The sequence below is a fragment of the Novosphingobium sp. 11B genome, from assembly GCF_054589055.1.
In genome coordinates, this window is the sequence record NZ_BAAILP010000095.1 from 4,437 (window position 1) to 30,045 (window position 25,609).

A 25,609-nucleotide genomic window follows, 5' to 3' on the forward strand; every position below is an offset into this window, starting at 1 on the left:
TCACGGCCAGCGGTCCCGGATCAAGTCCGGGACGACGGATGATCAGAGCGAACCGATCGCCAGGAAGCGGTCTTCGCGCTGGCGGACCAGTTCAGCGCTCGAACGGCGGCTCAGCGCATCGAGTTCGCGGCCCACGGCATCGGCCAGAGCGCGCGCGGTGGCGGCAGGGTCGCGGTGCGCGCCGCCGGTGGGTTCGGGGACGATGCCGTCGATGACTTTGAGACCCAGCAGGTCCTGCGCCGTCACCTTCATCGCGGTGGCCGCGTCGGCGGCCTTGTCGGGCGTGCGCCACAGGATCGAGGATGCGCCCTCGGGCGAGATCACCGAGTAGACCGAGTGCTCCAGCATCAGCACGGTGTTGGCGGCGGCGATCGCCACCGCGCCGCCCGAGCCGCCTTCGCCCACGATCACCGCCACCATCGGCACGCCGAGGGCAAGACAGGCTTCGGTCGAGCGGGCGATGGCTTCGGCCTGGCCGCGTTCTTCGGCCTCGACGCCGGGGAAGGCACCTGCGGTATCGACCAGCGTGACGACCGGCAGGCCGAACTTGCTGGCCATCTCCATCAGGCGGATCGCCTTGCGGTAGCCTTCGGGCTTGGCCATGCCGAAATTGTGCTTGATGCGGGTGGTCGTGTCGTGGCCCTTTTCGTGGCCGATGACCATGACCTTGCGGCCGTCCAGCGTGGCGAGGCCGCCGATGATCGCTGCGTCCTCACCGTAGAGGCGGTCACCGCCCAGCGCGACGAAATCGGTGAAGATCAGGCGCAGGTAATCGACGAAGTGCGGGCGCTGCGGGTGGCGCGCCACCTGCGTCTTCTGCCAGGGGGTTAGCTTGGCGTAGGTCGCCTCCAGCATGCCGGAGCTTTTCTTGGCGAGCTTGTCGATCTCGCTCTCGATGTCGAGGTCGCTGCCGTCGGCGGTGGCGCGCAGTTCGGCGATGCGCGCTTCCAGCTCGGCGATCGGCTTTTCAAAATCGAGGAACGAAATCATGTCAGTCTCTCAAATACGCTCGGCTTGGTCTTGAAGCCGGCCATTACCCTACATTCGTCATTGCGAGGGGCGATAGCCCCGCGGCAATCCAGAGCCGCCTAAGCTGCCCTGGATTGCTTCGCTTCGCTCGCAATGACGAGCGAAGGGTTCAGTCGGCGGCGCGCTTCGCCAGCCAGTCTTCCAGCCACTTGATCGTGTAGTCGCCCGAGTTGAACTCGGGGTCCTCAAGCAGGGCCTGATGCAAGGGGATCGAGGTCTTCACACCGTCGATCACCATCTCGCCCAGCGCGCGCTTCAGGCGCATGATCGCGCCGTTGCGGCTGCGGCCCGAGACGATCAGCTTGCCGATCATCGAATCGTAATACGGCGGGATGCGATACCCGGCATAAAGCCCGGAATCGACGCGCACGTTCATGCCGCCTGCCGCGTGGTAGCCCGTGACCTGACCCGGCGAGGGGGTGAAGTTCCACGGGTCTTCCGCGTTGATGCGGCATTCGATGGCGTGGCCCTTGAACTCGATCTCGTCCTGCTTGAACGACAGCGGCTGGCCGTCGGCGATGCGGATCTGTTCGCGCACCAGATCGACGCCGGTGATGGCCTCGGTCACCGGATGCTCCACCTGCAGGCGGGTGTTCATCTCGATGAAGTAGAACTCACCGTTTTCCCAGAGGAACTCGATCGTGCCCGCGCCGCGATAGGCCATGTCGGCCATCGCCTTCGAGACGATGCCGCCCATGCGGTCGCGCTCTTCCGGCGTGATGACGGGCGAGGGCGCTTCTTCCAGCACCTTCTGGTGGCGGCGCTGCAGCGAGCAGTCGCGCTCGCCGAGGTGCACCGCTTCGCCGTTGCCGTCGCCGAACACCTGGAATTCGATATGGCGGGGGTTGCCGAGGTACTTTTCCATGTAGACCGTGGCGTCGCCGAAGGCCGCCTTGGCCTCCGAACGGGCCTGGCCCATCTGGCTCTCAAGCTCGTCGGCCGAGTTCACGACCTTCATGCCGCGACCACCGCCGCCCGAAGCGGCCTTGATGATGACCGGGTAGCCGATCGTCTCGGCCAGCGCGCGCGCCTCGTCGAAGTCCTCGATCGCGCCGTCCGAACCGGGGACCAGCGGCAGGCCGAGGGCACCGGCGGTGCGCTTGGCCTCGACCTTGTCGCCCATGGTGCGGATGTGCTCGGGCTTGGGGCCGACCCACTTCAGGCCGTGCGCCTCGACGATTTCGGCGAAGCGGGCGTTCTCGGAGAGGAAGCCGTAGCCGGGATGCACCGCGTCGGCCTGCGTGATCTCGGCGGCCGAGATGATGGCGGCGACGTTGAGGTAGCTGTCCTTGGCGGCGGGCGGACCGATGCAGACCGCGTGGTCTGCCAGGCGCACGTGCATCGCGTCGGCGTCGGCGGTGGAGTGCACCGCGACGGTCTCGATGCCCATCTCGTGCGCGGCACGGTGGATGCGCAGCGCGATTTCGCCGCGGTTGGCAATCAGGAGGCGCTTGATGGCCATGTCAGTCCCGCTCTCAGCCGATCACGACGAGCGGCTGGTCGTATTCGACCGGCTGCTGGTTGTCGACGAGGATCGCAGTGACGGTGCCCGCCTTGGGCGCGACGATCTGGTTCATGACCTTCATGGCCTCGACGATGAGGAGCACGTCGCCCTGCTTCACGGTCTTGCCGACCGAGATGAAGTCGGGCGCGCCCGGCTCTGCGGCAAGGTAGACGGTGCCGACCATCGGCGACTTCACGGCATCGACCGGCGCGGCGGCAGCGACGGGCGCGGCCTCTGCGGCGGCGGCAACCGGCGCGGCGGCAGCGGCAGGCGCCGGAGCATAGCCCATCGGCTGGCCCATATGCGGGAGAGCGGCGGCCATCTGCTGGACCATCTGGCGCGAGACGCGGATCTTGCGATCGCCGTCCTCGACCTCGATCTCGGTCAGGCCGGTGTCGGCCAGCAGCTCTGCGAGCTCGCGTACCAGGGCGCTATCGATATTCACGCGACTTCCTTTCGTGCAAGATAACCGAGCAGCGTTGCCAGTGTGTCTTTCAGGTCCTTGCGGTGGACCACCATGTCGACCATGCCGTGGGCATGGAGGTACTCGGCGCGCTGGAAGCCGTCGGGGAGTTTTTCTCGGATCGTGTCCTGGATCACGCGCTGGCCGGCAAAGCCGATGAGCGCGCCGGGTTCGGCGATCTGCACATCGCCGAGCATGGCGTAGCTGGCGGTGACGCCGCCGGTGGTGGGATCGGTCAGGACGACGATATAGGGCAGGCCCGCTGCGGCAAGGCGGCGGGTGGCCACGGTGGTCTTGGGCATCTGCATGAGGGACAGGATGCCCTCCTGCATGCGCGCGCCGCCCGCAGCGGTGACGATGACGTAGGCGCAGTTCTCGGCGATCGCCTTCTCGGCACCGGCGACGAAGGCTTCGCCCACGGCCATGCCCATCGAGCCGCCCATGAATTTGAAGTCCTGCACGCCCAGCACGGCCTTGGCGCCGTTGACGGCACCGAAGGCGTTGGTCAGCGCATCGGGGTAGGGGTTGGCGGCGCGGGCGGCCTTGAGGCGGTCGGGATACTTCTTGGTATCGCGGAAATTCAGAGGGTTCTCGGGAACCTTGGGGGTCGGCAGGACGGTATAGCCGGTGTCCAGCAGCAGGTCGAAGCGGGCCTTGGCGCCGATGCGGCCATGGTGCTCGCACTTCGGGCAGACCGAAAGATTGGCCTCAAATTCCTTGATGAAGAGCATTTCGCCGCAGCTGGCGCACTTCATCCAGAGTTCGTCGGGCGTATCGCGCTTGGCGAGGCTCGATATGGAATTTCGGACTTTGTCGAGCCAACTCATTCGATTTCGTACCAATCCTGCGGAAAAAGGGCCTTCGAGACTGGCCTTCTTCCCCCCTGTGTTTCGGCGCGTCTCGTGCGCGTACGGCGGCGACCCGGGAAACGCGCCGGAGCCGTACGAGGCGCGCCCATTAGAGGAATCCGCGTGATGGTCGCAAGCCAATTCGCCCCAGCCTGTGGGCAACTGCGTGGCGCAGGCATCGCCGGGGCGTAACGGAGCGGCGATATGATGGGCTCGATTGGATACGAAAACCGGGAGTAATCGGCGCTGACTGCACGCATTCTATGCAATCGTATTCATACGCTTTCCCTAAGGGGAAAGGGCGGGTTTTCGTCGTCCCGGACTTGATCCGGGACCGGCGGCGGTCTTTAGAAGCGACATTGTGTGATGCGCCTCGCCGCCACGTGGGTCGTTCACGGCCAGCGGTCCCGGATCAAGTCCGGGATGACGAAGGGAATGCCTCCTCATGCACACTCCTGGCTCCACCTCCAGCGCCGTGCGCCGCAGCACTTATGGCAACGCGCCGGGTGACGCCTTCGACTTATCCATTCCCGTCGAGGCGCCCGTGGCGATCGAAACCAACGGTATTGCCTATGCGGTGATGATGGCGACCCCGCTGGCGCTGGAGGATTTCGTCACCGGCTTCCTGATGGCCGAGGGGCTGGCGCTGGCTGGCGAGGTCGGGGAAGTCGCCGTTCATGCGACCGACGATGCCGAATGGGGCAGCGGTTATGTCGCGCGGGTGAACCTGCCGCCCGAGCGGCTTGGGCCCATCCTCGAACGCGCGCGGCGGCGGGTGGGCGACAGTTCCTGCGGTATATGCGGGATCGAGGGGGTGGAAGCCGCACTGCGCCCGCTGCCGCCGCTGGCCCGGACTTCCGAAGCGAGCCCGCAGGCGATCCGGCGCGGTCTCGACGCCATGCGCGAGGGTCAGGTGCTGGGCAAGCGGACCCGCGCCACGCACGCCGCCGCGTTTTGCAGCGAGGCGGGCGAAGTGCTGGCGCTGCGCGAGGATGTCGGGCGGCACAATGCGCTGGACAAACTGGTGGGCGCGCTCGCCCGTGCCGCGATCGATCCGGCGCACGGATTCATCGTCATGACCTCGCGCTGTTCCTACGAACTGGTCGAGAAGACCGTGCGGGCCGGGTGTCCGCTGCTGGTGACGATCTCGGCGCCTACCGACCTCGCGGTACGCCGGGCGCAGGCGGCGGGGCTGCGGCTCGCGGTGGTGGCGCGCGAGGATTCCATGCTCATGGTCGATCCCGGTAAGCGGTTCGTCGAAGGCTGAACCCCGGTTATCCTTGCAGACAGGCCTGAGCGCACATAGGTTCGCGGACAACCGGGTTTTTCACGAGGACTACACATGGCTACGGCCACTGAAACAGCTGGCGAACTCAAGCTCACTCCCCCCGATCCGGTGCCGACCGTCGCGCCTGAGCGTGCGGCGGGTCTCGTCGCCATCGGGGACGAGGCGAAGTCCAAGCTGCAGGTGCGCGTTGACGAGTTCGTCGACGACCTCGTCTCGCAGGACGCCGCCTCGCCCGATTTCGGGCGCAAGGTGGACCAGATCACCAACATGGGGCGCAAGGAAATTTCCGACGCCTCCAGCCATTCCAACCGCTTCCTCGATCGCCCGGTGCGGGCGATGGACAAGGATGCGGGCGTGGGTGCCGATCTTGCCGAACTGCGCCGCACGGTCGAGGACCTCGACCCCAGCCGCAAGGGCAAGCTGCTGGAGCCGCGCAAGATCTTCGGGGTGATCCCCTTCGGCAACAAGCTGAAGAACTACTTCGACGGCTACCAGAGCGCGCAGGGTCATATCAGCGCCATCCTCGCTCGCCTGCAGGGCGGCAAGGACGAACTGCTGATGGATAACGCCGCCATCGACGTCGAGCGCCAGAACCTGTGGGCCGCCATGGGCAAGCTCGAACAGATGATCTACATGGCGCGCACGCTGGACCAGGCGCTGGAGGACAAGGCCAACGACCTCGACCACACCGACCCCGCCAAGGCGAAGGCGGTGCGCGAATCGGCGCTGTTCTACGTGCGCCAGCGTACGCAGGACCTGATGACGCAGATGGCCGTCTCGGTGCAGGGCTATCTGGCGCTGGATCTGGTGAAGAAGAACAACGTCGAACTGGTGAAGGGCGTGGACCGCGCTTCGACCACCACGGTCGGCGCGCTGCGCACGGCGGTGACGGTGGCGCAGGCGATGGCGAACCAGAAGCTGGTGCTCGACCAGATCACCGCGCTCAACACGACGACCGCGAACATCATCGACGGCACCGGCCAGATGCTCAAGGACAACACCGCGCGCATCCACGAGCAGGCGGCGAACTCGACGATTCCCCTGGAGACGCTGAGCCGCGCCTTCCAGAACATCTACGACACGATGGATTCGATCGACACCTTCAAGCTGAAGGCGCTCGATTCGATGAAGCAGACGGTGACCTCGCTGGAGGGCGAGATCAGCAAGTCGAAGGCCTACATCGCCCGCGCGCAAGGACAGTCCGAAGGTCTGGCGGCGGGCGACGACGGCGCCGCGAAGACTTTGCTGGAGGCTCTGGACTAACCGACGATGGCTCAGCTTCCAGCCAAGACCTCGCAGCGCGTATCGCAGGACATCGTGCGCGCCGCGCGGCGCCAGCGGGCCGCGCGCATCTACAACGCGCGCAAGGAGCAGTGGCGCTTTCGCATGCGCCGGTTGCGCCGGGCATTCCTGGCAATGGCGGGCATCTACATCGCCGGGCTGGTCGCGGCCCTGGTGCTGGGCGGGGTGTCGTTCACCGCCGGGCTGCTGACGTTCCTGCTGGGAGTGGCGGTCTTCGTGGTGCTGTCGATCTTCCCGGCCACCCCGCGCACCCATGTCGAGGATTTGAACGCCGCCAGCCTGCCGGAACTGGCGGGTTCCACCGAGCTATGGTTGGAAGGCAAGCGCAAGGCGCTGCCGAACGCCGCCGTCGATGCGGTGGACATGATCGGCGTGCGCCTCGAACAGCTGGCCCCGCAGCTGGCAATGCTCGACGAACGCGGTCCGGCGGCGCGCGAGGTTCGCAAGCTGCTGACCGAGCACTTGCCTGAGATGGTCAACAGCTACACCCGCATCCCCGCGCAGCTACGTGGGAAGACCGGCTCTGGCGGCACCTCTCCGTCCGAGCAGCTGGTCGACGGCTTATGCGTGATCGCCGACCAGATCGAGGCGATGAGCGAGGATTTGTCCCGCAATGACGTCGACGCGCTGGCCACGCGCGGACGGTTCCTCGAAGTGAAGTACCTCGATAAGGAGTGATCGTGGGGGCGGCGCGCGTCCGATAAAGGGCCGTGCTATGGGACCCGGATGCACAAGATCCTGCTGTTCATGAAGCGTCGGCCGGACATTTCGGTCGAGGCATTCCGCGATTATTACGAGACGCGCCATGCGCCGCTGGCCGCGAAATATTCGCGCGGGGTGACACGCTATATCCGCCGTTACGTCGATCCGCAGCCGCATCCGGAAACCGGCGCGTTCATCGATGGCCCGGACGTGATCACCGAACTGTGGTTCGCGGATGAGGCCATCTACCGCGCGACGCTGGCCTACATCACCACCAGCCTGATGCCGGACGATATCGTCGAGGACGAGAAGAACCTGTTCGACCGCGCCTCCTTCCGCATCGCCACGGTCGTGGAGCGGGAGACGGATTTCGGGTGAAGGGCTAGGCCCACCCCGTTGCGACTAGGCAGCAAGCTGCCAAGTCTCACTCCCCTCCCGCTCGCGGGAGGGGCTGGGGGTGGGCTCTACCACCGCAACCCTTCCTCCTTCGGTTTCCACGTCCCGTCGGTCCTTGAGGTACGCGACGGTCATGGCAATGTCGCTCCGAGCCTCCCGTCACTGCGCGTTGCCCCTGGTATTGAGCAGGCCGATGATCCCCCCATCCACGCGAATGTCCACGCCGCTGACGTAGGACGCGGCGGGCGAGCACAGGAATTCCGCGACAGAGGCGATTTCGTCGCCCTGACCCATGCGCTGCTGCGGGACCATGCCGATCATGGCGCGGAGCTGTTCGTTCGCCTCCGCCTCGGCATTGCCCATGGGGGTCGCGATGAAGCCGGGTGCGATCGAGGCGATGCGCAGGCCCTTCGCGCCGAAGGCGGGGGCGTCGCGCTCGACGATGCCGATCACCGCGCGCTTGGAGATCGCATAGGCCATGCCCGGATGGTCCATGTAACCGGCGATGCCGCTGCCCTCGCCGGTGGTCACGAACGCGCGGATCGCGTCCAGCAGCGCCGGATCGCCCAGCATGTAGGCGGAGACCGAGGAGATCAGCACCGCGCAGCCCCCCGCCTCGAAGTGCGGCAGCAGCCCCGCAACCAGTCGCTCGGTGGCGTCGTAGTTGACCGCGAAGATGCGCGGCCCGTCGCTCATCGTCGGCGAGAGCCCGGCGGTGTGGACCAGCGCCGAGATCGGGGCGCCGCCCAGCGCGGCGACGATCCGCGCGGGAAAGTCCCCGGCGGCGATGTCGGCGGCGAGAATGTCCACTTTCCCGGCGGCGGGGCGCAGTTCCTCGGCCAGCGCCTCCAGCCTCACAGGGTCGAGGTCGCACAGCAGGAGCGGGCGGCCCTGCGCGGCGAAGCGCTGCGCCGCGGGACGGCCCATGCCGCCTGCGGCTCCGGTGATGACGACGGTTCCGGTGGTCATGCTCTCTCCTCGGCGGGGTCTGTTTGCGCAAGGTGCTAGCCCGGCGGCCGGGCGCGCGACAGGGCGGCGTTGCAGGTCATCGCCAAGGCGTTCCATCCGGCGTTCACACCGCCATAACGATCAGCTGCTGGCATCCTTCACCGTCTCCATCGCCACGAACGTGGACGTGCTGGCGACGTGCGGCAGGCTGGAGATCTTTTCCCCCAGCACCACCCGGTAGCGGCGGATGTCGGCCGTGCGCACCTTGAGCAGGTAGTCGAAGCTGCTGGCGATCATGTGGCATTCCTCCACTTCGGGAATGCGGCGCACGGCGCGGTTGAACTCGGTCAGCGCGCTTTCGCGGGTGTCGGACAGCTTCACTTCGGCGAAGGCGACGTGATCAAGCCCGAGGCTGGCGGGATCGACCACCGCGCGAAACCCCCGGATCACGCCGCTTTCCGTCAGCCGCCGCAAGCGTACCTGGCACGGAGTTTTCGACATGCCGACCGCCTTGGCAAGGTCGGTCACGGTGATCCGGCCATCGGAGCGCAGGACCGCGATGATCTTGCGGTCCAGTTCGTCCAGTTCGACCGGTTGAGCGCTCTTTGCCATGCGATATGCCTTCGATGTGGATTCAAAAAAGTCGAACCGGATATTTCCGTGCCGTTGAAAAGGCAGAACGACAAGCGCGAATCGGTTAGCATCGCTTGCATGACCACGCCCGCCCTCTCGCCTTTTGGCCAGTTCGCTCCTGCTGTCCGCCCGATGACCCCGCTGCGCCGCGCCATCGCCGATGCGCGCCGTCGGGATGAGGCCGAGTGCCTTGCCCCGCTGCTGGGCGCCGCGACGCTGGATGCGGACCTGAAGGCCAAGGTGCGCGAGACGGCCACCGCGCTCGTCACCACGCTGCGGGCCAATCACAAGGGCACCGGGGTCGAGGGACTGGTGCAGGAATATGCGCTCTCCAGCCAGGAGGGCGTGGCGCTGATGTGCCTTGCCGAAGCGCTGCTGCGCATTCCCGACCACGCCACCCGCGACGCTCTGATCCGCGACAAGATCGCCGACGGCGACTGGAGCGGGCACCTCGGCGGCGGCAAGTCGCTGTTCGTCAACGCGGCCACATGGGGACTGGTGGTGACCGGCAAGCTGGTCGGCTCGGTGGACGACAAGGGCCTCGGCGCGGCGCTGACCCGCCTCGTCGCGCGCGCGGGCGAGCCGGTGATCCGGCGCGGCGTGGACCTTGCCATGCGCATGATGGGCGAGCAGTTCGTCACCGGCGAAACGATCGACGAAGCGGTCAAGCGCGCGAAGGAACTGGAAGCGAAGGGCTTCCGCTACAGCTACGACATGCTGGGCGAGGCGGCCACGACCGCCGCCGATGCACGTCGCTACTATGCCGACTACGAGAACGCGATCCACGCCATCGGCAAGGCGTCTGCGGGCAAGGGCATCTACGAGGGCCCCGGCATCTCGATCAAGCTCTCGGCGCTGCATCCGCGCTATGCCCGCGCGCAGGCGGCACGCGTGATGGGCGAACTGCTGCCCGACGTGAAGGCGCTGGCGCTGATGGCCAAGAGCTACGACATCGGCTTCAACATCGATGCCGAGGAAGCCGACCGCCTCGAACTCTCGCTCGACCTGCTGGAAAGCCTTGCGCTCGATCCGGAACTGGCGGGCTGGGACGGCCTCGGCTTCGTGATCCAGGCTTATGGCAAGCGCTGCCCCTTCGTGATCGACTGGATCGTCGATCTTGCCCGCCGCGCCGGTCGCCGGATCATGGTGCGGCTGGTCAAGGGCGCCTACTGGGACGCCGAGATTAAGCGCGCGCAAGTGGACGGCCTTGCCGACTTCCCGGTCTATACCCGCAAGGTCCATACCGACGTGTCCTACGTCGCCTGTGCCCGCAAGCTGCTCGCCGCGCCCGACGCGGTGTTCCCGCAGTTTGCAACGCACAACGCGCAGTCGCTGGCGACGATCTATCGGCTCGCAGGCCCGGACTTCGCTGTCGGCCAGTACGAATTCCAGTGCCTCCACGGCATGGGCGAGCCGCTCTATTCGCAGGTCGTCGGGGCCGACAAGCTGGACCGCCCCTGTCGCATCTACGCGCCGGTCGGCACGCATGAGACGCTGCTCGCCTACCTTGTGCGGCGCCTGCTGGAGAACGGCGCGAACTCCTCGTTCGTCAACCGCATCGCCGATCCTGCGGTGCCGGTGGAATCGATGGTCGCGGATCCGGTGGAAGTGGTGCGCGCCATGTCTCGCCCCGGTGCGCGCCATGATCTGATTGCCGCGCCTTGCGGCCTCTATCCGGACCGCCGCAACTCCGACGGCATCGACCTGACCGATGAGATCGCCCTCGAAGCTCTGGCGACGGCGCTGGCAGCTTCGGCAACGGCGCAATGGACCGCAGCACCGGAAGGCGCGAAGGGAGAGGGCCGTCCGGTCCGCAACCCGGCCGACCATCGCGACGTGGTCGGCACCGTGATCGAACTCGCAGCCAGCGAGGCGGCCGCTGCGGTCGCCCGCGCTGCCGCCTCGAACTGGAGCATGGTCCCGGTCGATCAGCGCGCCGCCATGCTCGAACGCGCGGCAGATGCGATGCAGGATCGCATGCCCGTGCTCATGGGGCTGGCCATGCGCGAGGCGGGAAAATCCGCACCCAATGCGATTGCCGAAGTGCGCGAGGCGATCGACTTCCTGCGGTACTACGCCAAAGCGGCCAGGGATACCTTAGGTGCCGTTAAGGCACCTTTGGGTGCCGCCGTGTGCATCTCGCCGTGGAACTTTCCGCTGGCCATTTTCACCGGCCAGATCGCGGCGGCGCTGGTCGCGGGCAACCCGGTCCTCGCCAAGCCGGCCGAGGAAACCCCGCTGATCGCCGCGGAATCCGTACGCATCCTCCACGAAGCGGGCGTCCCCGCCGACGCGCTGCAGTTCATGCCGGGCGGCGGAGATCTCGGCGCCGCGCTGGTCGCCGCACCCGGGACGGTGGCGGTGATGTTCACCGGCTCCACCGAAGTCGCGCGCCTGATCCAGCGCCAGTTGGCGAGCCGACTTTCGCCGGAAAACCGCCCAATTCCGCTGATTGCCGAGACCGGCGGCCAGAACGCGATGATCGTCGACAGCTCCGCGCTGGCCGAGCAGGTGGTGGCCGACGTCATCGCCTCGGCCTTCGACAGCGCGGGCCAGCGCTGCTCCGCACTGCGGGTGCTGTGTCTGCAGGAAGACGTTGCCGACCGGACACTGACGATGCTGCGGGGCGCGCTGGCCGAACTGAAGGTGGGCAACCCGGACCGCCTCGCCATCGACATCGGCCCGGTCATCACCGCCGAGGCCCAGGCCAACATCGAACATCACGTGGAAAAGATGCGCGCCAAGGGCTGCCGCGTCGAACAGGTTGCATTGGGTAAGGGCGCGGAAAACGGCACTTTCGTGGCCCCCACGATCATCGAGATCACCGGGATCGACCAGCTTGAGCGCGAGGTTTTCGGCCCGGTCCTGCACGTCGTGCGCTTCCGTCGCGACGACCTCGGCAAGCTGCTCGAAAGCATCAACGCGACCGGCTACGGCCTGACCTTCGGCCTCCATACTCGCCTCGACGAGACGGTGGCGCGCGTGACCGGCGCGATCCGCGCGGGCAACCTCTACGTCAACCGCAACACCATCGGCGCCATCGTCGGCGTGCAGCCCTTCGGCGGGTGCGGTCTCTCCGGCACCGGGCCGAAGGCGGGCGGGCCGCTCTACCTGGGCAGGCTCACCCAGCAGGCTCCGCAGGTCCTGACGCCACCCGAAGAAGCGCCCATGTTGCTGACGGTCTTTGCAGACTGGCTGGACAAGCATGGCGAGCCCTCTGCCGCCGGTCGCGCGCGTGACCTCGGCCGCTCTTCGGCGCTGGGCTTCGAGGCCGTGCTTCCCGGCCCGGTCGGCGAGCGCAACCTCTATGCCCTCCACCCGCGCGGCCGCATTCTCCTGCGACCGGCCACCCGTGAAGGTCTGCTGGGCCAGATGGCGGCGGTTCTGGCGACAGGCAACACTGCGACGGTGGAAGGCATGGACTTGCCTGAAGGTCTGCCCGCGAAGATCGCCGCGCGCTTCCATGCCAATCCGGGCGAGTTCTTCGCTGCGTGCCTCGTCGAAGGGGACGTTCAGGCGGTGCGCGGGGCGTGCGACTCGGCGGCGAAACTGCCGGGGCCGATCGTGCCGGTCCACGTCTGGACCGGGCATGACACTGGACCAAACGGGGCGTGGCTGCTGGAGGAAGTATCCACTTCCATCAACACCACGGCTGCCGGAGGCAACGCCAGCCTCATGATGATTGGCTGATTCGGTCGGCAAACTATTGTGAAAACACGTAATGCCCCGCCGCATTTCGGCGGTGGGGCTCGTGCTGTCGTAAACGGGCAACAATCCGCCGGAATCCGCGAAACCTGTACCAAAGACTGAGATTAGTCTCGTGCGACCACACCGCGTTGGATTACAATGCAGGCGGGAGTAGGACATATGGGCAGACTGATCGTCGATGCCGCCTCGAGCCTTGATGGCTTCTGGGCTGATGCTCGCGGACGGAGCGTGTTTTGCACCTCCGAACTGCATGGTTCTGGCTTGTCCGGCAAACTGGACAAAGTCTGCGGCGCGGTGGTCATGAGCCGCCGGTCCTTCGAACTGTCCGAGGATACCGGATGGATCGCGGATGCCTATTCAGGAAAAACCCCAGTCTTCGTCGTGACCGATGCGCCTCTGGCAATTCCGCTGCTCGGGGAGTTCCACTTCGTCCCCACTTATGCCGAGGCTTTCGTCGCCGCGCAGGATGCAGCCGGGGACAGCGCGGTTCTTGTCGTTGGAGAGGCCGGTGCGGTCAATGCCGCTCTACGTTCCGGCCATGCAGATGAAATCTGGCTGCGGATGATGTCGCGCACGCTGGGTAACGGCGCCGCGCTGTTCGAGGACGACATCCCGGTCGAAAACTACTTCGTGTCCGAACTCGATACCACGGCGGATGCCGTCCACATGCATCTCGAGCGCAAGCTGGAGGCCTGACCTTTAAGCGGGGCAGGGCTGCAGCGTCTCGCGCTTGTGCAGCGAGATGGTGACCAGGAATACCGCAAGACCGCCCAGCGCCAGACAGGCGCCGATCCAGCCGGTCGAGGTCAGCCCAAGACCGGCCGAGATGGCCATGCCGCCCAGCCACGGGCCAATGGCGTTAGCCGTATTGAAAGCGCTGTGGTGCGCGGCGGCCGCTAGCGCCTGCGCATCGCCCGCCACGTCCATCAGGCGCGTCTGCAGGATCGTGCCGAGCCCGCCGCTGAAGCCGATCAGCAGCACTACGATGCACAGGGTCCAGATATTGCCCGCCATCAGCGAGAACAGTGCAAGCGACACAGCGCTGAACAGCAGGGCGCAGATGGCAGCCTTGGTCTGCGCCCGGTCGGCGACCCAGGCCCAGAACAGGTTGCCCACCGTCATGCCGACGCCGAAGATCGCCAGTACGGCGGGGACGAGCTTTTCCGAAACGTGCGTGACCTCGATCATGGTCGAGGCAACATACGTGTAGACGCAAAACAGACCGCCGAAGCCGATCGCGCCGGTGAGCAGGGTCAGCAGCACTTGCGGACGGCGAAGCGCGCCGAGTTCGCGCAAGGGGCTCGCGCTCTCGTCGGCGGGCTGGTGCGGGGCGTAGAGTGCGACGAGCGCCATCGTCAGGATCGCGAGGCCGGAAACGACCGCGAAGCCGCTGCGCCAGCCGATCGCCTGCCCCAGCCAGTTGGCTGCAGGCACGCCGATGATGGTCGCCACCGTCAGGCCGGACATGACCATGGCCACCGATTGCGCGCGCTTGTTCGCGGGCACCATCGACGCGGCGACGAGGGCGGCAATGCCAAAGTACGCGCCATGCGGAAGGCCGCTGACGAAACGGCACAGCAGCAGCAAGTCATACGTCTTGGCCATGGCGGAGATGCCATTGCCGATGGCGAACAGCGCCATCAGGCCGATCAGCAGGCGGCGGCGCTCGATCTTGGCGGCGAGCACGGCGATGACCGGTGCGCCGACGACTACGCCCAGCGCATAAGCACTGATCGCGTGACCGGCCTGTGGCTCGGTCAGGCCGAGATCGCGGGCGAAAAAGGGTACGAGGCTCATCGCCGCGAACTCGGTGGTGCCGATGGCGAATGCACCCATCGCAAGCGCAAGGATGACGAGCGCGGGGTGGGTCGCGCGGGTGGAGGCGGAAGGGGGCTGAGTCATGTTGCGTTGCAACATAGAAACAAAGGCGCGGTCAGGCTAGCTACCTGGCGGTGCAAATTCCGCAACATCGCGGTGAATAAGCTGCATCGCAGGTTGCAGGGGCCGCATTCGGACGTTTGCCGGGACCGCTCCGGCACTGTAGTGGCCTTCGCGATTTCAGGCAATTCAGGTAGAGCCATGGCCCGCAAATACTCCAAGCACGGACCCTACGAAGACCTGCATCGGGAGGAGGAGGAAGCTCCGGCCGAGGCCGTGCCGTGCTGGCTTTGCGGCCGCCCCACGGGCGAGACCATCGTGTGGCATCACCCGGTGCCCAAGAGCCGGGGCGGGCGCGACGTCGTGCCGATGCATCCGATCTGCCAGCAGACGGTGATCGCGAACTTCACGAACTCCGAACTCCAACGTTTCGGTACGGACGTGGACGCGCTGTTGATTTACCCGAATATCCGCAAGTTCGTGGATTGGGTGGCCAAGAAGGATCCCGATTTCAACGCGGCGATTACGAAGAAGCAGCGGTGAGACGGCTGGTGGGGCGTTGCCCACCCCGCTGCGACTAAGGCCTTCGGCCCAAGTCTCGCTGCCCCTCCCGCAAGCGGGAGGGGAAAGGCGCGTCAGCCCTCCCGTGTGCGGGAGGGCTGGGAGGCTTGAACTAGCCGGCCGGGGTGGGCTTCGACGCCAACCCCGGCCGCCTCAGAACACCGGATCGAAGCCCGGGGGCAGTTCGCTGGCCGGGCCGCTCTTGTCCTCGCTGCCGGGGACGTGGATGCCGCATTCGGTCTTGTCCCATCCCTTCCAGCGACCCGAGCGCGGGTCTTCGCCCGGCGCGACCTTGCTGGTGCAGGGCATGCAGCCGATCGAGGGATAGCCTTCGGCCACCAGCGGGTGCGCGGGCAGTTCATGCTCGGCGATGTAGGCGGCCAGACGCTCGGCCGACCAGTCGATCAGCGGGTTGATCTTCAGGCGCCCTTGCGCATCGGTCGTGTCGATCTCGAAGCGCGGCAGGTGCGAGCGGGTCGAGTTCTGGAACGACTTGCGGCCGGTGAACGAGGCGTCGTAATGCGCCAGCGCCTTGGCCAGCGGCTTGACCTTGCGGATCTCGCAGCAGCCGTCGGGGTCGAACGACCAGCGCAGGCCGTTCTCGTCCTTCTTCGCCAGCTCGGCCTCGTCAGGCGTCAGGTTGATGAGGTTCGTCAGGCCGAGGCGCGCGATCAGGGTATCGCGGTAGGCCAGCGTTTCCGGGAAATGCTTGCCCGTCTCCAGGAACAGCACCGGCACGCTGGGGTCCACGCTCGCGACGAGGTGGAGCAGCACTGCGCTTTCCGCGCCGAAGCTGGAAACGATCGCCACGTCGCCCGCCATTCGCTCTTTGAGCAGCGTTTCGAGCATCTCGCTCGTGTCGCTGCCGCGGAACAGGCGGTTGAGACGCACCGCGTCAGCCTCGGTGAACCGGGCGGACGTATCGATGCGGTCCCTGATACGGTCTTCGTTTTCAGCTTCGGTACGGAACATAGGGATATCCCTTCTGGCCCTTCGGGGCTTACGCCGGGTGGCGCTTGGCCCAGATGGCCTGCCTGCCGTCGATCGCGGTGGCCTGGTATACGTTGTCCCACCGCTCGAAGGCGTTCTTCGCATCGGTGGTATTGAGCGCCTTGTCGGGCGCGAAGGCATCGAAGCCGCAGCGGCGCATGTGGTGCAGCATGTCGATCACAAGATCGCCCACGCCGCGCAGCTCGCCGGCATAACCGGCTTCACGCAGGATGCGGGCGGCGGAGTAGCCGCGCCCGTCGGTCCACGCCGGGAAGTTGACTTCCACCAGCGCGATCCGGTCGAGGTAGGGCAGCAGCGCGCGGGCGTCCTCGCCCGGCTCGATGCGCACGGCGGTGGCGTTCGACTGTTCGGAGAACGCATCCACGGTGACGGCAGGGTCGTTGACGGCTTCGTCGTCACGGAAGCGGAACTGGACGTCAACCATAGATGGCCTCCTTGAACGGGTCCATGCCGATACGGCGATAGGTGTCGAGGAAGCGCTCCTCGCCCTGCTTGTTGGCGAGATAGACTTCGGTGGCCTTTTCGATCGCGTCGACCACGCCGTCCTCGGTGAAGCCGGGGCCGATGATCTTGGCGAGCGAGGTGTCCGCGCCCTCGCTGCCGCCGAACAGGAGCTGGTAGTTTTCCAGACCCTTCTTGTCGACGCCGAGGATGCCGATGTGGCCCGCGTGGTGGTGGCCACAGGCATTGATGCAGCCGGAAATCTTGAGCTTCAGCTCCCCGATCTCGGCCTGCTTCTGCGCCGAACCGAAGCGTTCGGAGATCTTCTGTGCGACCGGGATCGAGCGGGCGTTGGCGAGGCTGCAATAGTCGAGGCCGGGGCAGGCGATGATGTCGCCCACGGTGTCGAGGTTGGCAGTGGCGAGGCCCGCTTCGTCGAGCGCCTGCCAGACAGCGTAGAGGTCCGCCTTCTTCACGTGCGGAAGCACGATGTTCTGGGCGTGGGTGACGCGCAGTTCATCGAACGAATACTCGGTGCCCAGCTTCGCCATCAGGCGGATCTGGTCGGCCGAGGCATCGCCGGGGATACCGCCGACAGGCTTGAGGCTGATCGTCGCGATGACGTAGCCCGGAACCTTGTGCGCGGTGGTGTTGCGCTCCACCCAGAGGCGGAAGTCGGGATCGGAGAGGTCCAGATCGTTGGACAGGCCGGTCTCGAAGGCGGGGTCGACGAAGTGTGCCTTGATCCGCTCCAGTTCGGCGAGCGGCGGCTCGATCGGCTGGGTCAGCAGGTGCGCGAACTCCTCCTCGACCTGGCGGACATATTCGTCGCGGCCCAGTTCGTGGACGAGGATCTTGATGCGCGCCTTGTACTTGTTGTCGCGGCGACCGTAGCGGTTGTAGACGCGCAGGCACGCTTCGGAGAAAGTGATGAGCTGGTCCAGCGGCACGAATTCGCGGATCAGCGGCGCGATCATCGGAGTGCGGCCCATGCCGCCACCGGCATAGAACTGCGCGCCGATCTCTCCGGCGTCATTACGCACCATCTTGATGCCGATGTCGTGCAGGCGCATCGCCGCGCGGTCGGTCTCGGAGGCGATCACGCAGATCTTGAACTTGCGCGGCAGTACCAGGAATTCCGGGTGGAAGCTGGACCACTGGCGCAGCAGTTCCGCATAAGGACGCGGATCGATGATCTCGTCGGCGGCGGCACCGGCGAACTGGTCCGAGCTGATGTTGCGGATGCAGTTGCCGCTGGTCTGGATCGCGTGCATTTCCACCTTCGCCAGCTCGGCGAGGATGTCGGGCGTCTCTTCCAGCTTGATCCAGTTGTACTGGATGTTCTGGCGGGTGGTGAAGTGGCCGTAGCCGCGGTCGTACTTGTCCGCGATGTCACCCAGAAGGTGCATCTGAGCGCCGCTCAGCGTACCGTAGGGCACCGCGACGCGCAGCATGTAGGCGTGGAGCTGAAGGTACAGGCCGTTCTGCAGGCGCAGCGGCTTGAACTGGTCCTCGGTCAGTTCCCCAGAGACGCGGCGGCGCACCTGGTCGCGGAATTCCTCGACCCGCACATCGACCATCTGCTGGTCGAATTCGTCGTACTTGTACATCAGATCACCCAGTTCAAAGCGGCGGGGTCGGACGGCTTCAGCGTCAGGTCGAGGCGTACGGTCGGCCCAAAGGCGCGGATGCGCTCCTTGATGTGCGCGGGGCGCACGCCTTCATCGGTCTTCTCGCCATCGACGACATAGGCCGCGAAGACGTTCTGCACGCCTTCTTCCCGTGCGATGATCGCAGCCCCGTTGTCGCCGACATCGGCGCTGTCGTTCACGTCGAGCGACCAGCCGAAGCCGGTCCACCACACGACGGCGCCGCTTTTCAGGTCGTTGCCCGTCAGGATCTTCACTGCATTGCCTCCAGCGCCAGGGCGCGAATGGTGTTGTCCGCCGAGTCATGGTCGGCGGCGACCGAGCCGATAACGATAAGCGCGGGGCTTTGCACCTTCTGACTTTCGACAAGATGCGCAAGACCTGCCAGCGGAGAGCGCAGGACACGCATATCGGAGCGGGTGGCCTTCTCGATAATTGCCACGGGCACGTCGGGCGCGAGGCCATCGGCGATCAGCTTTTCGGAGATCTGCGCGGCCGTGGCGATGCCCATGAAGATCACCAGCGTGCGGCCCTTGCCGGCAAGGCCGGACCAGTCCTGCTCGGACAGGCCCTTGCACTGGCCCGCCACGAAGCTGACGATCGAGGCATGGTCGCGGTGGGTCAGCGGGATCTGCGCCGCCGCCGAAGCGCCCAGCGCCGAGGAGATGCCGGGCACGACCTCGACCGGGACGCCCGCCGCGTGGCAGGCCTCGGCCTCTTCGCCGCCGCGTCCGAACACGAAGGGATCGCCGCCTTTGAGGCGCACGACGTCGTTCCCCGCCAGCGCCTCGCGCACCAGCAGGGCGTTGATATCCTCCTGCTTCATGGTGTGACGCGAGCGGGCCTTGGCGACCGAGACCAGCTTTGCTGTGGGCCGCGCCATCGCCAGGATCGCGGGATCGACGAGACCGTCGTGGACCACCAGCGATGCGCTCATCAGCAGGCGCGCGGCACGCAGGGTCAGCAGGTCCGGATCGCCGGGGCCTGCACCCACAAGGTACACCTTGCCCACGCGGGGCATCTTGGAGGGATTCGCGGTCATGGTATGGCGCAAATGGGCGCGATGATCGCCGGATGCCAGCCATAATGGCTTTGAGGGGGCTAAGGGGAGCTTTACGCTGGCCGGATTGCCGCGTTTCCAAGGGAGTTCACAGAAAATTACGCATGACTTCGGTGCTTCATTAGTCCCGGCTCTAACCGAATCTTAACCTAACTTGTGGACGTTCGCCTCACACATGGAGGTGGACTGATGCCCATTGCGGCCCATTTTGAAGCGCCTGAAGCAAGCGGCCGCCCTCGTGCGGAGCGTCGCCGCCTCTTGCTGGAGACGCAAGGGGCGCTGGAGTCCGGCGAGCACACGCAGGTCGTGCTCCACAACTTCTCGGAAACCGGTGTCCTGCTGGAAAGCAAGCTCGACCTCGAGATCGGCGAGATCATCGAACTCGACCTGCCCGAGGCGTCTCACGCCCGTGCGCGTGTCATCTGGGCGAGCGGCAAGCTCTACGGCTGCGCCTTCGATTCGCCGATCCCCAGCGCCACCTTGCGCGCGGCGCAGCTTCGCAGCGCCGTGCAGACCGAACTTGGGCTCGGGGCCGCGCCGGCGCCGATAGGGCCGGGGGCGATCGGGGGTGAAAGCCTTGGCGAGCGGTTGCATCGCCTGCGCAAGCTGCGCGGGCTGACGCAAGGCGAACTTGCCAACCGCCTCGGTGTCAGCAAGCCAACTGTGTGGGCTTGGGAGCAGGGCCGCGCCCGTCCGATCGAGGAGCGGCTGGACGCCATCGCCGAGGCGCTCGGCGTCGAGGCGGCGGAACTGCGGCCGAGTCGAACGGTGCCCGGGTTGACCGATCTCATCTCCCGTTGCCGGGAGCAGATCGCAGCGGCCGTGGAAACGACGCCCGACAAGGTACGTATCATGATCGAGCTTTGACGCGGCCATCGTCTCGTCTGAAAAATCGATCCGCAGCGACATGTGCAATATTGGTGCATTGATGCAACCAATTCGCGATCATGGAACTTTGTATTCTCTGTTGCTGTTTTAGATGGTAAACGTTGATTTAATAAATACTCAGAATTAATTGAGTTAGTTAACAAAACTAAATTGTATTGATGGTTAATAAAATATCTATGGTTAATGATGTTAATTTTATCTGCGTAGTGTTTTACTCAAATCTCCATGGTCGGATTCGAAGCGGTCTCACGGGCCGCTGAGGGACAGGCCAAGGCAGGCACCGGGACGCAGTCGGCATGGGCATGAACTTCACATTCCAAGAAAGCTCGGTCCTCTACGGGATGCTTGCCGAGAGTTCGACTGACGTGATCCTCAAGACCGATCCCAAGGGCTTCATCGTCCATGCGACGTCCGGCATCGCCGAACTGGGGCACCGCGATCCCGCGCGCATCGATGGGGGAGGGCTGGTCGGCCCTCATCTCCTCGACCTTGTCGCGCCGGAGGCGAAGCAGCAGATTTCCAAGGCCCATGCCCGCGCGATGGCAGGCGAGGATTTGGACTGGATAGAGTTTCCCGCGCTGACTCGTGACGATCGCAAGCGCTGGTTCGAACTTCGCCTTCGCGCACTGCTGCGTCACGATGGCGCGCCGTACGGCGTGCTTGGCGTCATGCGCAACGTCGATGAACTGCGCTCACTCAGCGAACGGCTGTTCACGGCGACTTATACCGATCCACTGACCGGTCTCACCAACCGCACGGCGTTCATCTCGATGCTGGAACACATGCTCGATGCCCGTATGGAGGGTTGCCTTGCGCTGTTCAGCATCGATTTCTTCCGCACGATCAACATGCAGTACGGCCAGAGCGTGGGTGACGAGGTCCTGACCGTCTTCGCCGATCTGCTGCGCGAACTGCTGCGGACCGAGGACATCATTTCCCGGATCGGTTCGGAGCGCTTCGCCGTGATCCTGCCGCGCGTCACGGCGGCCGAGGCGGAAGGCATCTGCCGCCGCGTGGTGACAACGCTGGCCGAACTCAAGCAGGCGATCGGCGACGGCAGCTTCGCGATGACTGCCAGCGCCAGCGTCGCCCGCGTCGGAACCAGCCTCGATTCTACGCTCGAACGGGCCGAGATGGCGCTGTTCGTCGCCAGGGCGAAGGGCCGCAACCGGCTGGAAATGGAAAAGCCCGTCCGCCTCGCAGTGGGATGAAGGCATGAACAAAGAAGGGGCGACGCCGTTGTCGGTGCCGCCCCTTTCGTCAGGTTGTGGTTACGGTCAGTTCAGCAGCCCGGCATAGCGGTCGAGCGCGGCCAGCGGCCCTTCCGGCCAGCGCGACAGCACCAGCAGGCGCTTGTGCCCGCCGCCGATGGCTAGTTCGTCGGTCACGCCCATGCCGCCGTGGAACTGGATCATCTCGTGCCCCAGTGTCACCGAGGCGTCGGCGATGTACGCCCGCGCGCCGTGAACGGCATTCGCGAACTCGTCACTGCCCCAGGATACGAGTGCGAGGTTGAGGAGTGCGCGGCTCTGTTCGATCGCGGCATACTGGGCGACCATGCGGTGCTGGATCGCCTGGAAAGAGCCCAGTGCGGCGCCGAACTGGTCGCGCGTGCGCAGGTAGTCGATGGTTTCCGCGAAGATTCGCTCCATGATCCCAAGTGCTTCGGCGCTGCGGGCGAGGGCGGCGAGGTCGCTGGTGGCGGCGATGGCGGCAAGCCCGTCGTCGCTCAGCTTGTGGTCGGAGGGCACGATGACGTCGCTCAGTTCCAGCGACGAAGCCACGCTGCCGTCCGCCATGTGCCAGTCGTGGGCGGAGACGCCGGGGCTTTCCGCAGGCACCAGGAACAGCGAGATTCCCGATGCATCGCCCGGTTCGCTCGAAATCCGGGCCGAGACGATATAACCGTCGGCCCCGCCTCCGGCGACGCAGTAGGGCTTGGCGCCCGTCAGCTTCCACCCGTCGCCCTCGGCGACCGCCGTGGTTTCCACCCAACTCAGGCCATCGCGCGCGCGCGCTTCGGCATGGCCCAGCGCGAGGCGCCTGCTGCCGCTCAGCAATCCGTCGAGCCATTCGCCCTGAAGCGATTGCGGGGCGGTCGCGGCGAATAGGCGTCCCGCCATTACCACCGATTCGGCGAGGGGTTCGACCACCAGGCCGCGCCCAAGCGCCTCGAAGACCGTCGCAATGCCCGTGGCGTCCAGGCCAAGCCCACCCATTTCCTCGGGGAAGGGCGCCGCGATCAGCCCGAGTTCGCCGAGCAGTTCCCAATTGGTGTTGGAAAAACCGTTAGGCTGGGCCAGGAAGGCGCGGCGGCTGTCATGATCGTAATGGTCGGTAACGAAGCGCTCGGTCAGGGCCTTGAGCATTTCCTCGTCTTCGCTGAGGTCGAAATTCACAGTCCACTCCCGCAGGGATGTTCCCGCTTGAGCTGCGGTTCTATCATCAGGTGGGCTCCGGTTACCGCTGGGCAAAAGGCTAGTCATAAAAACGCGGTAATTCCACGCTTCAAGCGATTGTGCCCCCGGATTCAGCGGGCTAAGAATGAGCCTCGAGAGGACATCAATGCAACTTCTGTCACAGGAAAACATCGACGCCGTCCGCGTGACGTCGCCGGAAGGCATCCGCCCCGCCGCCGAGGCCCTGCATCGCATCGCCATGGAATGCGGCATGCGGGCCGCGCCCGCGCACGACATTGCCGACAAGCGTACGCCGGTCGATGCCGATGGCAACCTGCTCGCCACCGAAGTCTTCGGTTGGGAGGACGGTGACCGCGTCTGGTGGCGCAATTCGCGCATTGCCCTCGACAGCCCGCTGACCACCGCGTGCCGGTTCGAAAGCCAGCCGTTCTGGGCCAATGCGGAAGGTTTCCGCACGCTGGAGCGCAACGCCTACCTGTCCTCCATCGACATCGCCAATTTCGAAACCCGCTCGCTGACCCGCGCGGCGATCGGCGTGCCGGTCCACCTGCCGTTCGGCCAGATAGGGGCCGTAAGCTTCAACCCGCTCGATCGCGACAAGACCGATCTTTCGGAAGACTTCGCGCGCTATTCGGACGCGCTGGGTCTTTATGCGCGCACGTTCATCGCGACGTATGTGCAGGTCATGGGCTCGACGCAGGCGCTGCCGCCCGAATCCCGCCTCTCCAAGCGCGAGGTCGAGTGCCTGCGCTGGGCGGCGATCGGCAAGACGGATCTGGAAATCAGCATGATCATGTCGCGCAGCCGTGCGACGGTACGCTTCCACATCCATAACGCGGCGACCAAGCTGAACGCGGTCAACCGTAGCCAGACTGTCTTCAAGGCGGCTCAGCTAGGCTATATCTCGCTCCAGAACTGACGTAAATTTTGAAATAACAGTGGCTTGCAAGTGCCGGCGAAGCATCGCCGGCACGCTTTGCGTTACCCTCTTTCCCAAGCCGATTTTCTTGTTACACTCTGCTTACAACATAAAGAGAGGGATGCCGATGGAACGCAAGATGCATACTGCATTGCTGTTCAAGCTACTGGTCATTTTTGCCGCCTTCGCGGCGCTTTTCGCGCCCTTGCGCTCCTGGATACTGAATTCGGTAGGCTTCTAGGCCGCAAGGGATCGGGCGACGCATCGCTTTGTGCGATGGTCGCCGCCTTTGACCTTCCGACGGGTCAGCGATCCTCCAGCATCAACTTCGCCCCGCGCAGGCCGACAGCCATGGCGGGGGCGTTCGTATTGCCGGTGACGTGCCATGGCATCACCGAGCAATCCGCTACCCGCACGCCCTGAACGCCGTTCACCCTGAGGCGGGGGTCGACGACGGCTTCGGCATCGCCGCCCATCCGGCACGAGCGGATCGCATGGAGGCCGCAGCTAGACAGGCGGCGGAACATGGCGAGGATGTCCTCGTCGCTCTCAACCTGTGCGCCGGGGACAAGTTCTTCACCGACCATATTCGCCAGAGGCCCGGCGTGGGCGTAGTTCCGCATGGCCCGGACGAGGGCGATCGCGGACTGGCGATCATGCTCGGTTGTCAGGAAGTTGTGCAGGATTTCAGGTGCATCGCCGGAGCCAGGGCCGGTTGCACGCACGCTGCTCTCGCTCGTGAGGCGCAGGAGCTGGCCGTAGATGGTGACGCCGGGCTTGGGGTCGATCTTGTCGAGCGGCACGGGGTCCTTGTCGTCGCCGACCTTGAAGGTGTAACCGCCGAGATAGAACTGCGCATCGGTGCGCCCATCCGGATGAGCAACATTGCAGAAAGCGCCGACCTCGAAAGGCCCAGTCGCGAGCACGCCGTCGCCGCGCAGCAGGTAACGCAGCATGGCGAAGGCCGCGCCGATGCCGAAGAAGCTCTTGTTGGTGCCCTTGCCATGGTCTAGCCGGAAGGGGATCGAGAGCGAGAGGTGCTCGATCATCTTCTCGCCGACATCGGGTGAGTGTGCCACCAGCGGAATGCCCGCCGCAGCAAGCCTTGCAGCATCGCCGATGCCGGAGCGCTGTAGCAGCAGGGGGCTTTCCATGGCGCCCGCGCTGACGACGATCTCTCCGGCGCAGTCGAATCGCTGCGGCTTGCCGTTCACCGTGGCATCGAGGCCCACCGCGCGGGTGCCGTCGAAGACGATGCGGTCGGCCATCGCGCCGGTGACGACGGTGACGTTGGGCCGCTTGCGAGCCGCCGCCAGGTAAGTCCGCGCCGAGGAATCGCGCTTACCGTTGCGGATGTTGTGGCTGTAGTAGCCGACGCGCGGGCCGGGGGTGCCGTTGAGATCGTCCACCCGGCGCAGGCCCTGCGATTCGCCCGCCTCGATCATGCGTTCGGCCAGCGGATACGTGTAGCAGGCCGGGTCCACCCGGACGAGGCCGCCGCTGCCGCGCATGGGGCCGGGGCCTGCCTTGTGGTCTTCCAGTTCCTTGAACGCCTCGGTCATGCTGGCGCCGTTCCAGCCGGTGGCACCTGCCTCGCGCTCCCAGGCGTCATAGTCGGCGGGCTCGCCCCGGCTCCAGATCATGCCGTTGATGGACGACGAGCCGCCAAGGCCCTTGCCGCGAATCCAGACTTCGCCCGCGCCTTTGTCATTGGCGCCGGGATCGCGGGGCTGGGCGACGTGGTAGGCCCACATGTGCTCGGGCTTCTTGACCAGCTTGGCGACGCCCTTGGGCAGCGTGACCCAGAAGCTGTCGTTTTCGCCGCCCGCCTCCAGCACCAGCACTTGCGAGCGGCCGTCGGCGCTTAGCCGCTCCGCCATGACGCAGCCCGCGCTGCCTGCGCCGACGATGATGTAGTCCCATTGCTTGGCCATAGTCCGTCTCTCCCGGCGCAGGGTTGT

The 25,609-nt window shown here is 65.7% G+C and carries 24 protein-coding genes; 10 read left to right on the forward strand and 14 right to left on the reverse strand.

Features of this window, described 5'->3' with window-relative positions; all coding sequences use genetic code 11:
• Window positions 1-42 precede the first annotated feature (42 nt).
• From ACYPYD_RS08535 to accD, 4 genes are all read right to left on the reverse strand, one after another.
• Entirely contained in the window at window positions 43-990 is a 948-nt protein-coding gene (locus ACYPYD_RS08535; protein WP_211149935.1) for an acetyl-CoA carboxylase carboxyltransferase subunit alpha, read from the reverse strand.
• 148 nt (window positions 991-1,138) lie between these two features.
• A complete protein-coding gene (accC, locus tag ACYPYD_RS08540; RefSeq protein WP_036522501.1) occupies window positions 1,139-2,491 on the reverse strand; it encodes an acetyl-CoA carboxylase biotin carboxylase subunit in 1,353 nt (450 codons plus the stop codon).
• A 13-nt stretch (window positions 2,492-2,504) separates the two neighbouring features.
• Window positions 2,505-2,978, reverse strand: a complete 474-nt coding sequence (accB, locus tag ACYPYD_RS08545) for an acetyl-CoA carboxylase biotin carboxyl carrier protein (protein ID WP_459662812.1) — start codon at window positions 2,976-2,978, stop codon at window positions 2,505-2,507.
• On the reverse strand, window positions 2,975-3,823 hold the full coding sequence (gene accD, locus ACYPYD_RS08550; RefSeq protein WP_008832222.1) for an acetyl-CoA carboxylase, carboxyltransferase subunit beta: 849 nt from the start codon (window positions 3,821-3,823) through the stop codon (window positions 2,975-2,977). The genes accB and accD overlap by 4 nt, the downstream gene beginning before the upstream one ends.
• A 466-nt stretch (window positions 3,824-4,289) precedes the next feature.
• Here accD and fdhD point away from each other — a divergent pair, with 466 nt between their 5' ends.
• The 4 genes from fdhD to ACYPYD_RS08570 all read left to right on the forward strand — a co-directional run bounded on the left by fdhD (window position 4,290) and on the right by ACYPYD_RS08570 (window position 7,514).
• Window positions 4,290-5,111 (forward strand): formate dehydrogenase accessory sulfurtransferase FdhD, encoded by an 822-nt coding sequence (gene fdhD, locus ACYPYD_RS08555; RefSeq protein ID WP_459662813.1) that lies wholly within the window; start codon window positions 4,290-4,292, stop codon window positions 5,109-5,111.
• A 75-nt stretch (window positions 5,112-5,186) separates the two neighbouring features.
• Window positions 5,187-6,395, forward strand: a complete 1,209-nt coding sequence (locus ACYPYD_RS08560; protein ID WP_459662814.1) for a toxic anion resistance protein — start codon at window positions 5,187-5,189, stop codon at window positions 6,393-6,395.
• Window positions 6,396-6,401: 6 nt separating this feature from the next.
• A complete protein-coding gene (locus ACYPYD_RS08565; RefSeq protein ID WP_008832219.1) occupies window positions 6,402-7,112 on the forward strand; it encodes a hypothetical protein in 711 nt (236 codons plus the stop codon).
• Between the two features lie 48 nt (window positions 7,113-7,160).
• The gene (locus tag ACYPYD_RS08570; protein ID WP_008832218.1) at window positions 7,161-7,514 is read left to right on the forward strand and encodes an EthD domain-containing protein; all 354 of its coding nucleotides are present in this window, start codon (window positions 7,161-7,163) and stop codon (window positions 7,512-7,514) included.
• 177 nt (window positions 7,515-7,691) lie between these two features.
• Here ACYPYD_RS08570 and ACYPYD_RS08575 read toward each other — a convergent pair whose 3' ends face one another.
• Together ACYPYD_RS08575 and ACYPYD_RS08580 are read right to left on the reverse strand one after the other, a co-directional pair.
• Window positions 7,692-8,501 carry an SDR family NAD(P)-dependent oxidoreductase gene (locus ACYPYD_RS08575; RefSeq protein ID WP_459662815.1) on the reverse strand — a complete coding sequence of 270 codons (810 nt, stop codon included), beginning with the start codon at window positions 8,499-8,501 and terminating at the stop codon, window positions 7,692-7,694.
• A gap of 120 nt (window positions 8,502-8,621) precedes the next feature.
• Window positions 8,622-9,092: an Lrp/AsnC family transcriptional regulator gene (locus ACYPYD_RS08580; protein ID WP_008829557.1), complete on the reverse strand. Its 471-nt coding sequence runs from the start codon at window positions 9,090-9,092 to the stop codon at window positions 8,622-8,624.
• A gap of 99 nt (window positions 9,093-9,191) precedes the next feature.
• Between ACYPYD_RS08580 and putA the strand changes: the two genes are divergently transcribed.
• Together putA and ACYPYD_RS08590 are read left to right on the forward strand one after the other, a co-directional pair.
• Window positions 9,192-12,803 carry a trifunctional transcriptional regulator/proline dehydrogenase/L-glutamate gamma-semialdehyde dehydrogenase gene (gene putA, locus ACYPYD_RS08585; protein WP_459662816.1) on the forward strand — a complete coding sequence of 1,204 codons (3,612 nt, stop codon included), beginning with the start codon at window positions 9,192-9,194 and terminating at the stop codon, window positions 12,801-12,803.
• A 177-nt stretch (window positions 12,804-12,980) separates the two neighbouring features.
• Window positions 12,981-13,517: a dihydrofolate reductase family protein gene (locus ACYPYD_RS08590; RefSeq protein ID WP_036522510.1), complete on the forward strand. Its 537-nt coding sequence runs from the start codon at window positions 12,981-12,983 to the stop codon at window positions 13,515-13,517.
• A gap of 3 nt (window positions 13,518-13,520) precedes the next feature.
• On the opposite strand, the gene ACYPYD_RS08595 is transcribed toward ACYPYD_RS08590, so the two are convergent.
• Window positions 13,521-14,723: an MFS transporter gene (locus tag ACYPYD_RS08595; protein WP_459662817.1), complete on the reverse strand. Its 1,203-nt coding sequence runs from the start codon at window positions 14,721-14,723 to the stop codon at window positions 13,521-13,523.
• A 177-nt stretch (window positions 14,724-14,900) separates the two neighbouring features.
• Between ACYPYD_RS08595 and ACYPYD_RS08600 the strand changes: the two genes are divergently transcribed.
• The gene (locus ACYPYD_RS08600) at window positions 14,901-15,242 is read left to right on the forward strand and encodes a hypothetical protein (RefSeq protein WP_271181771.1); all 342 of its coding nucleotides are present in this window, start codon (window positions 14,901-14,903) and stop codon (window positions 15,240-15,242) included.
• 171 nt (window positions 15,243-15,413) lie between these two features.
• Here ACYPYD_RS08600 and ACYPYD_RS08605 read toward each other — a convergent pair whose 3' ends face one another.
• From ACYPYD_RS08605 to cobA, 5 genes are read right to left on the reverse strand one after another with little or no spacing between them, the layout of a single operon-like run.
• On the reverse strand, window positions 15,414-16,232 hold the full coding sequence (locus ACYPYD_RS08605; RefSeq protein ID WP_459662818.1) for a phosphoadenylyl-sulfate reductase: 819 nt from the start codon (window positions 16,230-16,232) through the stop codon (window positions 15,414-15,416).
• A 28-nt stretch (window positions 16,233-16,260) separates the two neighbouring features.
• A complete protein-coding gene (locus tag ACYPYD_RS08610; protein WP_008829551.1) occupies window positions 16,261-16,695 on the reverse strand; it encodes a DUF934 domain-containing protein in 435 nt (144 codons plus the stop codon).
• Entirely contained in the window at window positions 16,688-18,322 is a 1,635-nt protein-coding gene (locus ACYPYD_RS08615; protein WP_459662819.1) for a nitrite/sulfite reductase, read from the reverse strand. Before ACYPYD_RS08615 ends, ACYPYD_RS08610 begins: the two co-directional genes overlap by 8 nt.
• The gene (locus ACYPYD_RS08620; protein ID WP_008829549.1) at window positions 18,322-18,618 is read right to left on the reverse strand and encodes a DUF2849 domain-containing protein; all 297 of its coding nucleotides are present in this window, start codon (window positions 18,616-18,618) and stop codon (window positions 18,322-18,324) included. The genes ACYPYD_RS08615 and ACYPYD_RS08620 overlap by 1 nt, the downstream gene beginning before the upstream one ends.
• Window positions 18,615-19,403, reverse strand: coding sequence for a uroporphyrinogen-III C-methyltransferase (cobA, locus tag ACYPYD_RS08625; protein WP_459662820.1), 789 nt, complete (start codon window positions 19,401-19,403; stop codon window positions 18,615-18,617). The genes ACYPYD_RS08620 and cobA overlap by 4 nt, the downstream gene beginning before the upstream one ends.
• A gap of 207 nt (window positions 19,404-19,610) precedes the next feature.
• On the opposite strand from cobA, the gene ACYPYD_RS08630 reads away from it, so the two are divergent.
• A complete protein-coding gene (locus ACYPYD_RS08630) occupies window positions 19,611-20,288 on the forward strand; it encodes a helix-turn-helix domain-containing protein (RefSeq protein WP_008829547.1) in 678 nt (225 codons plus the stop codon).
• A gap of 323 nt (window positions 20,289-20,611) precedes the next feature.
• Complete coding sequence (locus ACYPYD_RS08635) at window positions 20,612-21,520, forward strand: GGDEF domain-containing protein (RefSeq protein WP_231958113.1); 909 nt, start codon at window positions 20,612-20,614, stop codon at window positions 21,518-21,520.
• Window positions 21,521-21,586: 66 nt separating this feature from the next.
• Here the strand turns inward: ACYPYD_RS08635 and ACYPYD_RS08640 are convergent, their stop codons facing one another.
• The gene (locus ACYPYD_RS08640; RefSeq protein WP_459662821.1) at window positions 21,587-22,708 is read right to left on the reverse strand and encodes an acyl-CoA dehydrogenase family protein; all 1,122 of its coding nucleotides are present in this window, start codon (window positions 22,706-22,708) and stop codon (window positions 21,587-21,589) included.
• A gap of 166 nt (window positions 22,709-22,874) precedes the next feature.
• Here ACYPYD_RS08640 and ACYPYD_RS08645 point away from each other — a divergent pair, with 166 nt between their 5' ends.
• Window positions 22,875-23,648 (forward strand): helix-turn-helix transcriptional regulator, encoded by a 774-nt coding sequence (locus ACYPYD_RS08645; RefSeq protein WP_008829544.1) that lies wholly within the window; start codon window positions 22,875-22,877, stop codon window positions 23,646-23,648.
• Window positions 23,649-23,953: 305 nt separating this feature from the next.
• Here ACYPYD_RS08645 and ACYPYD_RS08650 read toward each other — a convergent pair whose 3' ends face one another.
• Window positions 23,954-25,582, reverse strand: coding sequence for a GMC family oxidoreductase (locus ACYPYD_RS08650; RefSeq protein WP_036522517.1), 1,629 nt, complete (start codon window positions 25,580-25,582; stop codon window positions 23,954-23,956).
• Window positions 25,583-25,609 lie beyond the last annotated feature (27 nt).